Consider the following 13901-nt stretch of genomic DNA (forward strand, 5'->3'; position numbering starts at 1 on the left):
CTTGTGGTTATTGCAAGCGCGCGTCACGCACCAGCGTGTACTTCCCGGCACCCAAAAACATAATGGCGAGCGCACCCAGCAGGTAAAGCGCTTCTGTCTCCAGCGCCCAGGCTCCGACATCTGTGCGATGCCAGACAGCGCCCATTTTTACCAGCAGAGTCGCAACAATCATGTTCACCGCAATAATGAACGCCGCAGGGCGCGTCAATAATCCGATGATCACCATTACAGGTGCCGCTATTTCCCCGATGTAAGCACCGTAAGCGATGAAACCTGGCATCCCTTTGACGGCGAGCATGTGCGCTATCCAGCCCACGCCATGCACCACCTTGAACGCCCCATGAAACAGCAGCAGTCCGCCAAACGTCAGGCGTAACAGCAGTTTGCCTAAATCCGGGTGATCGCACATCCGGTTGAACATCTGGTTAATGCCACCCAACATGGTGTTTCTCCGTCGCGCCAGGTTAACTTGCAACCTTAAAACAATTGGTCTCAATGGGGTTAGCCAAAATATTTGATGGAGTTGTTCAAAGAATCGCGCCACGGTTCGGCATAATCTGCAAATGCTTTGAGAACATGGACATTCGTCCAAGGCCTGCAAATAATGGAACGATGCATTATCAGGGAACCCGAGATGAAAAATGAACGACGTCTGAGGATCATGACCGCAGAAGGTGAACTCAGAGGCCTGATGGACGAAGATCTTTTTGTCTTCAAAGGAATACCTTACGCAGCCGCACCCACAGGCGCTTTACGCTGGCGACCGCCGCAGCCGGTGCAACCGTGGCAGGATGTGCGAGATGCAACTGAATGGGGCGCGGCAAGCTGGCAGAACCGTGACTATTGCGTGGCCGCTGGCGGTGGCGATCCCGGTCGCTTCAGTGAAGATTGTCTCTACCTCAATATCTGGACGCCGGATGTCGAGCCATCGCGGCCGTTGCCGGTGATGGTCTGGTTGCACGGCGGCGGTTTTGCCATCGGCGCGGGCCATCTCGATCCCTATCGCGGCAAAGCGCTGGCGGCGCAAGGCGTCGTCGTCGTAACGCTCAACTATCGCCTTGGCCACTTCGGCTTCTTCTCTCATCCGGCGCTGGATGCGCAATATCCCGCCGGGCGCGTGATCAACAACTTTGCCTTACTCGATCAAATTGCCGCCTTGCAATGGATTCAGCGCAACATTCCTGCCTTTGGCGGCGATCGTCATAACGTGACGCTATTTGGTGAATCCTCCGGCGCGCGCAGCGTGTTATCGCTGTGCTGCTCGCCACTCTCCGAGGCGTTGTTTCACAAAGGCATTGTACAAAGCGCCTACAGCTTGCCGGACATCCCGCAAAAGCAGGCACAGCAAATCGGTTTGCAGGTGGCGGCGCATTTTTCTTTACCCGAAGATGCCAGCGCCGAGCAGCTGCGCGAGCTACCCGCCGAACAATTCTGGCCGTTAGAACGCCCGTTGGCGCTCGGCCCGGTGCCCATCAGCGGCGATGCGGTGTTGCCAAAACCGATGCTAACCACCTTCATGAGCGGTAAGCAGCATCGCATCCCGTTAATGATCGGCAGCAACAGTGATGAAGCCAGCGTGCTGGACTATTTTGGCGTGGATGCCACGGCGGTGTTGCGGCAGATGCGCAGTAAGAACCGCGTCAGTTATCGTCTGATGAAGTGGCTGTACGACATTCATGATGATGCGCTGCTGGGACGCGCGGTGGCGCGCGATATGGCGTTCACGGTGTTACCGTTTATGGTCGCTCAGGCGCAGCACAATATCGGCATGCCCGCATGGCGTTACTGGTTCGATTACGTATCTGAAAATGCGCGCGATCTCTATCCGCACGGTACCTGGCACGGCAATGAAATTCCCTATGTCTTCAACACGCTGGATACGCTAACGCCGTCAGCGGAACGCAGCTACAGCGAGCAGGATAAAGCGTTCGCCGGCGCAGTCAGCGCCTATTGGGTCACCTTCGCGCGGGAAGCCAGCGAGTTCAGCGCGCACTTGCCCGGCGAGGTTGATTGGCCAGTCTGGCGACCGGGCAACGATCTGACGCTGGCGTTAGGCGATCAGGGCAAAGCCCAGGCAGTGGTAAAGGCGCGGTTTATGCGTGGACGGCTGCGTTTGTTCCGTTTAATGATGCGCAGCCACGTTAAGCTTTGATGAGCCTGCTAATGGTGTAAGCAGGCAAATGAATTTATAAGCCAAATTCTCGCCTATCTTGCTGATTAATCATAAAAGCGTCTTTTCCTCACCTGCGTCAGTAAGCAATTAATTAGCTTACAAAACCGTTACATTTTCCCCATCCGATGCCGATAAACGCAATATGCCCGATTTTATCGGGTCTCCTTCGCGTTTTACACCACGGGATTATGTATGGGTATCTTAAAAAATTTCACCATCCGCGCCGTATTGCTCACCATTCTTGGGCTGTTTTGCCTGCTGTGGTGTGCCGTTGGGCTGTTTAGCGTCCACTCACTGAACGCCCTCGGCGAGGGCAACGAGATTGACCGCCAGCTGGTCAATCAAATGACGGTTTTGAGCAAAGGAAACGATCAATATTTTCGTGTGGTTACGCGTCTGTCGCGTGTGATGGAAGGTCGTGCTGCGGGCAATGCAGTCAGTGCTGATGCATTCGCGCCGGTACAGCAAGCGCTCGACAATATGAAAAACCTGCTGGCGCAGTTTAAAACCATGGCGCCGGGTCCGATGGACGCGGAGACTGCCAATAGCGTTATTGCCAACTGGCAAAAACTGCTGGATGAAGGTATCGCCCCGCAGGTTTCGTTGGCGCAGCAGGGCACGGTTGAAGCCTAACGCGCGCAAGCCAATAACGTCACGCCGCCGCTGAGCCGCGCGTTTGGTGCCAGCGCTGAAGCCTTCAATAAAGCCGCTGGCAGCAAGCTGGATGAGACGCGCGTCATTGTTGATAAGCTCACCAGCATCACCAAAGTGATCATTCTGGTGGCGGTAGTGATTGGCTTGTTCATCCTGCTGTTTACCGATCGCTATCTGGTGGCGATGCTGGTGAAACCGCTGGAACGCATCCGCAACCATTTCTCTATTATTGCGCAGGGCGATCTGAGCCAGCCGGTGGAAGAGTTTGGCCGTAACTGCGTCGGTAAACTGGTGCCGCTGCTGCGTGCCATGCAGGACAGCCTGCGCGAAGCAGTAAGCGCGATTCGCAGCGGAACTGAAAATATCTATCGCGGCGCGGCGGAGATCTCCTCCGGCAACAACGATCTCTCTTCGCGCACCGAAGAGCAGGCGGCCGCACTGGAGCAAACGGCGGCCAGCATGGAGCAGTTAACCGCCACCGTGAAGTTCAACGCCGACAACGCGCGTCAGGCCAGTTCGCTGGCAGAAACTGCCACCGGCACCGCGCAGCAGGGCGGCAAGTTGGTGGGTGAGGTGGTTACCACCATGCAAGGCATCTCAGGCAGCTCGAAGAAGATCGCGGAAATCACCAGCGTGATTAATAGCATCGCCTTCCAGACCAACATCCTGGCGCTGAACGCTGCGGTGGAAGCCGCACGCGCCGGTGAACAGGGCCGCGGTTTTGCCGTGGTAGCCAGCGAGGTACGCAATCTGGCGCAGCGCAGCGCCGGTGCGGCGAAAGAGATCGCCACACTGATTGAAGATTCCGTGCAGCGCGTGGAAAAAGGGTCGGAGCTGGTGAGCAGCGCGGGCAGCACCATGCACGACATTCTTAAGTCGGTGCAGGATGTGAATGAGATCATGAAGCACATTGCCGCAGCGTCGGAAGAGCAGAGCAAAGGCATTTCGCAGGTCGGCACCGCCGTCACCGAAATGGACAGCGTCACCCAGCAGAACGCCTCGCTGGTTGAAGAGGTTTCTGCCGCCGCCAGCGCGCTGGAGCGTCAAACGCAGGAGCTGCAGGCTTCGGTGGCGAAATTCCGCTTGTCGGACAGCGCGCCGGTGAACAAGGCCGTGGTTTCGCCAACCGCGCTACGTCGTCCGGTGTTGTCAGGCGCCGGTCTCGCGCAGCCGAAACCGGCCTCTGACGAATGGGTCTCTTTCTAAACCTCAGATAACCACGCCACCAGTTCTGGCAGGAACGGTGGCGCATCTTTTTCCGCCCGCTGTAACAGGCTGTAGCTCGCGCCGGTCGCCACACTGGCGGCAAACGGCGCAATCAGTCGGCCATTCAACACATCGTTTTGCACTAAGGTGACATCCGCCACCGTGACGCCAAATCCCTGAATCGCGGCGCTGATCGCCAGATCCATGGTAGCGAAATGCTGATTGCGCGCCATCGGCAACGCGGCATCCAATTCGGCCAGCCAAAGCTGCCAGTCGCGTGAATCCTGCGTTGGATGCAAAAAAGTAAACTTCGCCAGTTCGCCAATCTGGCTCGGCGGCGTGACGCTGCTGGCCATCACCGGCGTTAAACGCTCCTCAAACAGGCAAATCGATCCGGCGGGCGTTGGGCCAAACACAATCGCCGCGTCAAAATTATCCAACTGCGAGCCATGATCGAGCGTGGTGGTCAACGCCACGTGAATATCCGGACGCTGCTGTTCCAGCGCCACCAGACGCGGCACCAGCCAGCGCATGGCGCAGGTGGGCGCTTTCAGGCGAATGGCGGCGTTACTGCGGCTGGCTTTTTCTGTGGCATTCACCAGCATGGCAAAACCTTGCTTCAATTCCGGCAACAGCGCCGCGCCCTGTTCGGTGAGATGCAGGCCACGAGCGTGACGGATAAACAGCGCGAATCCCAGCCAGCTTTCTAGCGTGGCGATTTTACGGCTCACTGCGCCTTGGGTGATGCACAGTTCGCTGGCGGCTCGCGTCAGGTTGAGATGGCGCGCGGTCACCAGAAACGCGTGAATGGCATTGAGCGGCAGAGCAGAGCGGGACATAACAACCTCAAGCTATGATTTTTAATCATGGCTATTATGACAACAATTCGCTTGTCGACTCAAGCCGCACGCCGTTGAATAGAAATCTACATTCGATACGTGGTTATGCAACCTCACGAGGCACCGATGACCCTGAATAGCAGTGTTAACCTCTCATCCAAACAGCCCGATGTCGGCACGACGATTTTTAGCGTCATCGGTCAGCTGTCGGCGCAACACAAAGCCATCAATCTGTCGCAAGGCGCACCCAACTTCCCGTGCGATCCGCACCTGGTTGAGCTGGTGAGTAAGGCGATGCGCGACGGCCATAACCAATACGCCTCAATGACCGGCCTGCCGTCACTGCGAGAAGCGCTGGCGCAGAAAGTGCACACACTTTATGGCCAGCAATATGATGTCGGTAGCGAAGTGCTGATCACCGGCAGTGCCAGCCAGGGCATTTACATGGCGATTTCCGCGCTGGTGCATGCGGGTGATGAGGTGATTTTCTTCGAACCGGCTTTTGACAGCTACGCGCCGGTGGTGCGTCTGCAAGGCGCTACGCCGATTGGTCTGAAGTTGCAAGTACCTGATTTCGCCATCAACTGGGACGAACTGCGTGCCACCATTACGCCGCGCACCCGCATGATCATCATCAATACGCCGCACAACCCTAGCGCGCAGGTGCTGTCAGCGGCGGATCTGGATCAGTTAGCCGCGTTGACGCGCAACACCGATATCGTGGTGCTATCTGACGAAGTCTACGAACATATTCTGTTTGATGGCCGTAAGCACTGCGGCATGGCAACGCATCCGGAACTGGCGCAGCGCAGCGTGGTGGTTTCATCCTTCGGCAAAACCTTCCACGTAACCGGCTGGCGTGTGGGTTATGCGCTGGCACCGGCAGCGCTGATGGAAGAGATCGTCAAAGTCCATCAGTTCATGATGTACGCCGCCGATACGCCAATGCAGGTCGGTTTTGCTCACTATCTGCAAAACCCGCAAAACTATCTGCAGCTGTCGCCGTTCTATCAGGAAAAACGCGATCGCCTGCTGACGTTGATGCAGGATTCGCCATTTAAGCTGCTACCGAGCGCCGGTTCGTTCTTTATGTTGGCCAGCTACGGACATTTCAGTGACGAAAGTGATAGCGAAATGGTAAAACGTCTCATCGTCGATCACGGTGTGGCCACCATTCCGTTGTCGGCGTTTTATATGGACGGCACTGACAATAAATTAATTCGCCTGTCATTCGCAAAAGACGACGCAACACTTCAGGCCGGTGCAGAAGCGCTCTGCCAGGTCAAAGGGTAACTTAGGGGTAAATATAATGAAAAAATTGAACGCACTGTTTGTCGCTCTGGGCATGCTGACCTCGGCGCACGCGCTGGCGCAGGAAACCTTACGCTATGGTCTGGAATCGCAGTATCCGCCATTTGAGAGCCGCAACGCGCAGGGCGAACTGGAAGGTTTCGATATCGAACTGGGTAAAGCGATTTGCCAGGTAGGTCAATTCGACTGTAAATGGGTGGAAAGCAGCTTTGATGCGCTGATTCCAGCTCTGCAGGCGAAAAAATTTGATGCTATCAACTCCGCGATGAACATCACTGAAGCGCGTGCAAAAAGCATCGACTTCACCAAACCGATCTACCGCATTCCGACCATGCTGATCGTGAAAGAGGGCGAGAAGCTGCTGCCAACCGCCGAATCACTGAAAGGCAAAAACATCGGTGTGCTGCAGGGTTCGATTCAGGAAACGTATGCCAAGAAGCACTGGGAAGCGCAGGGCGTTACAGTGACTTCATATCAGGATCAGAACCAGGTTTACAACGATATGGTTGCGGGTCGTCTTGACGGCACGTTGGTGATGTCTGCTGCGGGTCAATCGGGCTTCCTTGAAAAGCCGCAGGGTAAAGGTTTCGCCTTTGTCGGCAAGCCGGTAGAAGATGACACCATTCTCGGTACAGGTATTGGTTTTGGCCTGCGTAAAGGCGATGCCAAACTGAAACAAGAGCTGGATGCGGCGATCACCAAGGTGCAGACCGATGGCACGGTCACCAAACTGGCGGCGAAATTCTTCCCTGGGATTGATGTTTCAGCCAGCAAATAACGTTAAAAAGGTCGCCATGTTTGGCGACCCCAATCCAAACGTAAGGTCGTCATTTATGACGACCTTTTTCTTTTATTTCGCCGCTAAATAACACAGCGCTTCAGCAACCTGATACGACTTCACAAACGAGGGAACCGGCAAAAACTCAAAGCGCGAATGGAAATTGTGCGCGCCGGTGAAGAAGTTCGGCGTCAGTAATCCTTTGGCTGACAGCGCTGCACCGTCAGTGCCGCCGCGCATCGGGATCACTTTCGGCTCCACGCCCACCTGCTGCAGCGCGGCAAAAATCAAATCAATCGCGCGACGATCCTCGCCAATCGCATTACTGATATTGCTGTAAGTATCGTTAATGGTCAGCGCGACATGGCCGGTGGGATAACGCGCGGCAATTTCGTCGGCCACTTCCACCAGCTGCTGTTTCTTCGCGTCAAAGCCCTGCAAATCAAAATCACGAATCGAGGCTTTTAATACCGCGCGGCTGGCGTTGGCATTCATATCATTGAACCAGATATAGCCTTCGCGGCCTTCGGTATGTTCAGGGGTTTTTAAGCGATCAAAGCGCGAGATGAAGTCATGCGCCATCAGCAGCGGATTGACCAACACGCCTTTGCCCGACATCGGATGCGCTGGTACGCCGGTAAACACCAGCTCAGCGGCGGCGGCATTGAAGTTTTCATAGACCACTTCACCCAGCTCGCAGCAGTCGATGGTCCAGGCAAAATCGACGTTAAAGCGCTGCTCCAGATCGAGCGCTTTGGCGCCGCGCAGGCCAATCTCCTCATCGGGCACAAATGCCACCACGATATCACCGTGATCGCCACGCAGGTTCTCCAGCAGCGTCATCACCACCGTGACGGCGGCTTTGTTGTCGGCGCCCAGCACGCTGGTGCCGTCGCTGAAGATAATCTCCTGACCGAGATAGGGTTTAATTTCCGGATGTTCCGCCACGCGCAGCCAGATGTCCTGCGTGCTGTTAAGGCACAGATCTTCACCGGTGAACGTGAGAGTTTGCGGATGGATATCCGGCGAGAGGCCAACATCCACGGTATCGATATGGGTGATAAAACCGATACGCGGCGCATCTGGACGATTGCCGGGTTTCACCGCCGTGACCGTAGCGTGCTGGTCAATCACAATATCCTGCAATCCCAGTTCGCCCAGCTCCTTTGCCAGTAACTCCGCCATCGCATGTTGGGACGGCGTACTCGGCAGCGTAGTTGATTTGGCATCGCTCTGGCTGGAAACCGCCAGATAACGGTAGAAACGCTGGGTCAATTGGCTGGCAAGTTGGTCTGTCATCACAATTCCTTATTAGCATTGCGGCGTCTGTAGTACGCGTGCTGGTTAAATCATGTTATTTATTAATCAGATGAACATTAAATAACGAAGCAGACTCATGGAAGTCAATAAAAAGCGAGGATCATGATGAAAAAAATGATGGCAAATCTCACTCTCACGGCAATCGGCTTGGCGGTTGCGGGCGGGGTTTCAGCAAAAACGTTGGTTTACTGTTCTGAAGGATCGCCAGAGAACTTCAACCCGCAGTTGTACACCTCGGGAACCAGCGTCGATGCCAGCGCAGTGCCGATATTTAACCGTCTGGTGGACTTTACGCCCGGCACCACCGAACTGGTGCCCAGCCTCGCTGAGAGCTGGGATATCAGCCCGGATGGCAAGGTCTACACCTTCCATCTACGCAAAGGGGTGAAATTCCAGAGCAACAAGCTGTTTAAGCCATCGCGCGATTTTAATGCCGATGACGTGATCTTCTCGTTTATGCGCCAGATGGACCCCAAAAACCCGTACCACAATGTCTCTGGTGGTAACTACGCCAACTTTGAAAGCCTTGAGCTGGCCAAGCTGATCACCAGCATTGAAAAAGTCGATGACAATACTGTGCGCATCACCTTAGCTCACGCTGAAGCGCCATTCCTCGCCGATTTGGCGTGGTATTTTGCCTCGATTCATTCGGCAGAATACGCCGACCAGATGTTAAAAGCCGGCACGCCGGAGAAGGTCGATATGGAGCCGATTGGCACCGGACCGTTTGAGCTGGTGCAGTATCAAAAAGATTCACGCATCCTCTACAAAGCCTTCCCGGAATACTGGCAGGGCAAGGCGAAGCTCGATCGCATTGTCTTCTCCATCACGCCGGACGCCTCGGTGCGTTACGCCAAGCTGGAAAAAAACGAATGCCAGATTATGCCGTTCCCCAATCCGGCCGATCTGGAGAAGATGCGCACCAATCCCGATTTAACGCTGCAACAGAAATCGGGCCTGAATACCGGTTTCCTGTCGTTCAACACTACCAAAGCGCCGCTGGATAACGTGAAGGTGCGTCAGGCGCTGGCGATGGCGATCAATAAGCAGGCGATCATCGATGCCATCTTTAAAGGCACCGGCACGGTGGCGAAAAATATCCTGCCGCCGGACGTGTGGAGTGCGGATAAAGATCTGAAGGATTACGACTACGATCCGGAGAAAGCCAAAGCACTGCTGCAGGAAGCGGGCATCAAGCCAGGCACCGAAATCGCGCTGTGGGCGATGCCGGTCCAGCGACCGTATAATCCGAACGCGCGACGAATGGCGGAGATGATTCAGGCGGATTGGGCCAAAGTGGGCATCAAAGCCAATATCGTCAGCTATGAGTGGGGCGAATACCTTAAGCGCGTGAAAGGCGGCGAACATCAGGCGGCGCTGATGGGCTGGACCACCGCGACCGGCGATCCGGATAACTTCTTCGGCCCGCTCTACAGCTGCACCTCAGCGAATGGCGGCTCCAACTCATCGAAATGGTGTTATCAGCCGTTCGAGAAGATTATCACCGAAGCGCGTGCCGAGCAGAATCACGACAAACGCGTGGCGCTGTATCAGCAAGCGCAGCAGATCATGCATGACCAAATGCCCGCAGTGATGATTGCTCACTCAACCATCTTTGAGCCGGTACGCAAGTCGGTGAGCGGTTATCAGGTCGATCCGTTCGGTAAACACATCTTCTATCCGGTGGATATCAAGAACTGAGTTACGGCTTCCAACGCTGGCGCAGCGGTTCCTCTAACGCGTCCAGCTGTTGCAGTAAAAAGGAGAGAAACACATTCAGGGCGGCACTGCGAGGTCGCCCTGATTGCGTCTGCAGTTGCAGAGTGCGCTGGCTCAGCTGATCGATGCCCACTGAGCGCAAAATCAAACCGTGCGTTTCAGCCTCCTGCAACACGGTAAAGGCGCTGCAAATCGTCACCGCCTGCGGCGTACGCAGCAAAAACTGAAACAGCATCGAGAAGGTATCACAGGTCATCACCGGCTCAGCCAGGCTGCCATTCATGTGGCTGGCAAGCTCAAACAGTTGCCGCACGGTGGTGTTTTGCTGCGGTAAGGCCAGCGGATAGTGGCTAAGATCAGCGAGCGTGACCTGCGGCGCAGTCGCCAGCGGATGCGTTTGATGCATAACGATTAATACCGGTGCCGGCCACGAACCCATCACTTCGACGCCGCGTTCTGCGTGCAGACTAAACTGCAGCGCTACGTCACACTCGCCGTTGCGCAGCGCTTCCGCCACGCCCTGGGTGCTGGCGACTTTCACATCAAACAGCACGCCCGGATTGTCATTGCGGAAATCCGCGATCAAACGGGGTAGCAGCGTAAACGCCAGCCCATCGGTGCAGGCCACGCGAATCAATGTACGGCGCACCGCTTTCAGTCCCTTAATCTCCGCCAGCGCGTACTCCATATCGAGCAGGTTCTTACGTACGTGATGCGCGAAAATTTCGCCCGCTTCATTCAACACCATGCCGCGCGCGTGGCGCGCAAACAGCGGCACGCCAACCTGATTCTCCAGTCGCTGAATTTGCCGACTGATCGCCGACACCGCCACGAACAGCTGTTCGCTGGCGGCGCTGAGCGAGCCGGTATTGGCCACGGCGAGAAAATAGCGGATTTCACTGCTTAACATGCGGGTGCCTCATGGTGGTGCATGCCTCGAAATTGGGCAGGCTAGCTTTGCCATAAAAGCAAATCTTACTCGATAAATTGATAATTGTGGCAAAGCAGCGTTTCCGCAAAGATGAATCAACGACAAAACAATAAAAGACAGGGCAAACATGACAGCACAACAGGCGGTTCAACAGGCCACCGCGTATTTTGACAGTGGGGAATTTCAACGTATTTTGGCGCGTCGCGTGGCGCAACGCACCGAAAGCCAGCGCGAGGATCGTGACAGCGAACTACAGCGTTATTTGCAGGATGAGATCGGCCCGCAGCTGATTGCACTGGGCTTTACCTTGCATTTCATCGACAACCCGGAAGCCGCTAATCGACCGTTCCTCGTGGCGGTACGCATCGAAGACCCAATGCTGCCAACCTTGCTCAGCTATGGTCACGGCGATGTGGTGTTTGGTGATGATGAAAACTGGCGCGACGGCTTATCGCCATGGCAGATGGTTGAAGAGGGCGATCGCTGGTATGCGCGCGGTAGCGCCGATAACAAGGGCCAGCACTGCGTCAATCTGGCTGCGCTGGAGCAGGTGTATCAGTTGCGCGGTGGAAGCCTTGGCTTCAACTGCAAAATGTTGTTCGAGATGGGCGAAGAGATCAGCTCGCCGGGACTGGCGCAGCTGTGCGAGCAGCATGGCGAATTGCTGCAAGCCGATTTGTTTATTGCCTCAGACGGTCCGCGCCTCAACGCGATTCGTCCCACGCTGTTCCTGGGCTCACGCGGCGCGGTTAACTTCCGTTTGACTGTCAACGCGCGAGACAACGCCTATCACTCCGGCAACTGGGGCGGCTTATTGAGCAATCCGGGTACGCAGTTGGCCAACGCCATCGCCTCGCTGGTCAACGCACAGGGCGTGTTGCAGGTTGAGGCGCTGAAACCCAACTCTTTGACGCCGCAGGTGCGCGATATTCTCGGTGATATCGAAGTCGGCGGCATGCCGGGCGATCCCGATATTAACCTGAACTGGGGCGAACCGGGACTGACGCCAACCGAACGCCTGTATGGCTGGAACACGCTGGAAGTGTTGTCATTCCTGACCGGCAATCCGGCGCGTCCAATGAATGCGATTCCGGGCAGCGCTACGGCGGTTTGTCAGCTTCGTTTTGTGGTGGGCACCGATTGGGAAAACCTCGCCCAGCATGTGCGCGCCCATCTGCATCAGCACGGTTTTGACTATGTGGACGTGGAGTTTATGCGCGGATCGCCCGCGACACGCCTTGATCCCACCGATCCGCTGGTCAATTGGGTGCTGACCAGCATGGCGGAAACCAGCGGCAAGAAACCGGCGCTGCTGCCTAACCTCGGCGGCTCGCTGCCCAATGACGTGTTCTCCGACATTCTCGGTTTGCCGACCTTGTGGGTGCCGCACTCGTATCCAGCCTGCGGCCAGCATGGCGTCAACGAGCATATGTTGAAATCGATTGCCCGCGAAGGTTTGCAGATTATGACGCGTCTGCTGTGGGATCTGGGCGAGCAGGGAACAGAACTGGTGGCGCAGCATCGTGCGCACGTTGGAGGTGGCCAATGAGTACATTGAATACGGCGATGCCGTTGAGCGCGGCAAAACCCAATCTGCACAAAACGCTGTTCGCCACCTGTATTGGTAATGCGCTGGAGTGGTTTGATATCGCTGTATACGGCTTTTTTGCCAGCTATATTGCGCATGCCTTCTTTCCCACCAGCGATCCGTCGGTCTCGATGTTGCTGACCTTTGGCAGCTTTGGCGTGTCATTCCTGATTCGTCCGCTGGGCGCGATTGTGCTGGGCAACTATGCCGATCGTCACGGTCGTAAAAAAGCGCTGCTGTTATCGATTAACCTGATGATGCTCGGCGGCGCGGTCATCACCTTTATGCCGAGCTACAGCAGCATTGGGCTGATGGCACCGCTGCTGATTTTGCTGGCGCGTCTGGTGCAGGGGTTCTCTGCCGGCGGCGAATTTGGCAGCTCGACGGCGTTCCTGGTTGAGCATTTCCCGGAGCGTAAAGCCTTTATCGCCAGCTGGCAGTTCGCCACGCAGGGCGCCAGTACATTGATGGCGTCGGCGTTTGGCCTTGGATTGACGCAGATTCTCAGCGAAAGCCAGATTCAGGATTGGGGATGGCGTATTCCCTTCGCCTTCGGTCTGCTGATAGGTCCGCTGGGGATCTATATCCGCCGTCACGTACATGAACCGGCGAGCTTTGCTGAGCACAAACCGGAAGCCGCGCCGCTAAAAAGTCTTTTTGGCCGCCAGAAGGAGTTGATGCTGTTGGCAATTGGCCTGATGGTGATCTCGACTGCGGTGAACTACATGCTCAACTACGTGCCGACTTACGCCACTAAAAACCTGCACTTGTCAGGCAGCGTAGCGTTTACCGCCACCTTGTTGGCGGGCGTGATTCTGACGGTGGTCACGCCAATCATGGGGTTATGGGCAGAGCGCGTAGGGCGCGTGCCGCTGATGTGGGGATCGTTGATTCTGCTGATCGTGACTATCTATCCGGCATTTAAGCTGGTGGTTGATCACACCACGCCGACTACCCTGATTTTGCTGGTGTGCTGGATGGCGCTGCTGAAGTCGATCTACTTCTCAACAGTGCCGTCGGTGATGGCGGATCTGTTCCCGATTGGCACGCGCGCAAGCGGCATGGCGATCAGTTATAACGTGGCGGTGACGGTGTTTGGTGGCTTTGCACCGCTGATCTGTACACTGCTGATTAGCGTGACCGGCACCAGTCTGGCACCCGGTTATTATCTGATGGCGATGTCGGTGTTAAGCGGCCTGGCGCTGCTGCGCAGCCAGAAGCGGGTTTCATAAAGGTTTCAGGGTTACAGGTCGCCACTTATGGCGTAATGCTTGTCCGTTAAGAAACCATTTTGCTTTAAATCTGGTGCGGGCTCTGACACATCTGCTGCGTCACGGGCCGTCCTCGCGCCGCTAACGCGGTGCCTTCGGCTTCCACGTCGT

10 protein-coding genes and 1 pseudogene are annotated in these 13901 nt (G+C 55.9%); 7 read left to right on the plus strand and 4 right to left on the minus strand.

Features of this window, described 5'->3' with window-relative positions; genetic code table 11:
- Positions 1-7: 7 nt before the first annotated feature.
- Positions 8-442 (minus strand): DoxX family protein, encoded by a 435-nt coding sequence (locus RTM06_RS16315; protein ID WP_312183567.1) that lies wholly within the window; start codon positions 440-442, stop codon positions 8-10.
- Between the two features lie 192 nt (positions 443-634).
- On the opposite strand from RTM06_RS16315, the gene RTM06_RS16320 reads away from it, so the two are divergent.
- Positions 635-2152, plus strand: a complete 1518-nt coding sequence (locus tag RTM06_RS16320; RefSeq protein WP_312183569.1) for a carboxylesterase/lipase family protein — start codon at positions 635-637, stop codon at positions 2150-2152.
- 213 nt (positions 2153-2365) lie between these two features.
- A pseudogene (locus tag RTM06_RS16325) lies at positions 2366-4033 on the plus strand (methyl-accepting chemotaxis protein).
- Here RTM06_RS16325 and RTM06_RS16330 read toward each other — a convergent pair.
- Positions 4030-4872: a LysR family transcriptional regulator gene (locus tag RTM06_RS16330; protein WP_265298166.1), complete on the minus strand. Its 843-nt coding sequence runs from the start codon at positions 4870-4872 to the stop codon at positions 4030-4032. The pseudogene RTM06_RS16325 and the gene RTM06_RS16330 sit on opposite strands and share 4 nt — an antisense overlap.
- A gap of 126 nt (positions 4873-4998) precedes the next feature.
- Between RTM06_RS16330 and RTM06_RS16335 the strand changes: the two genes are divergently transcribed.
- The gene (locus tag RTM06_RS16335; protein WP_312183571.1) at positions 4999-6165 is read left to right on the plus strand and encodes a methionine aminotransferase; all 1167 of its coding nucleotides are present in this window, start codon (positions 4999-5001) and stop codon (positions 6163-6165) included.
- Between the two features lie 16 nt (positions 6166-6181).
- Positions 6182-6961 carry a transporter substrate-binding domain-containing protein gene (locus RTM06_RS16340; protein WP_312183573.1) on the plus strand — a complete coding sequence of 260 codons (780 nt, stop codon included), beginning with the start codon at positions 6182-6184 and terminating at the stop codon, positions 6959-6961.
- Between the two features lie 72 nt (positions 6962-7033).
- Here RTM06_RS16340 and pepT read toward each other — a convergent pair whose 3' ends face one another.
- Complete coding sequence (gene pepT, locus RTM06_RS16345) at positions 7034-8260, minus strand: peptidase T (protein ID WP_154156221.1); 1227 nt, start codon at positions 8258-8260, stop codon at positions 7034-7036.
- A gap of 126 nt (positions 8261-8386) precedes the next feature.
- Between pepT and RTM06_RS16350 the strand changes: the two genes are divergently transcribed.
- Positions 8387-9982: an ABC transporter substrate-binding protein gene (locus RTM06_RS16350; RefSeq protein WP_312183582.1), complete on the plus strand. Its 1596-nt coding sequence runs from the start codon at positions 8387-8389 to the stop codon at positions 9980-9982.
- Position 9983: 1 nt separating this feature from the next.
- Here RTM06_RS16350 and RTM06_RS16355 read toward each other — a convergent pair whose 3' ends face one another.
- Positions 9984-10910, minus strand: a complete 927-nt coding sequence (locus RTM06_RS16355) for a LysR family transcriptional regulator (protein WP_312183575.1) — start codon at positions 10908-10910, stop codon at positions 9984-9986.
- 148 nt (positions 10911-11058) lie between these two features.
- Here RTM06_RS16355 and RTM06_RS16360 point away from each other — a divergent pair, with 148 nt between their 5' ends.
- Both RTM06_RS16360 and RTM06_RS16365 read left to right on the plus strand, forming a co-directional pair.
- Positions 11059-12480 carry a M20 family metallopeptidase gene (locus RTM06_RS16360; protein WP_312183577.1) on the plus strand — a complete coding sequence of 474 codons (1422 nt, stop codon included), beginning with the start codon at positions 11059-11061 and terminating at the stop codon, positions 12478-12480.
- Complete coding sequence (locus RTM06_RS16365; protein WP_312183579.1) at positions 12477-13751, plus strand: MFS transporter; 1275 nt, start codon at positions 12477-12479, stop codon at positions 13749-13751. The genes RTM06_RS16360 and RTM06_RS16365 overlap by 4 nt, the downstream gene beginning before the upstream one ends.
- Positions 13752-13901: the final 150 nt, after the last annotated feature.

Source organism: Pantoea sp. CTOTU46764, assembly GCF_031974595.1.
Taxonomy (GTDB): Bacteria; Pseudomonadota; Gammaproteobacteria; order Enterobacterales; family Enterobacteriaceae; genus Pantoea; species Pantoea trifolii.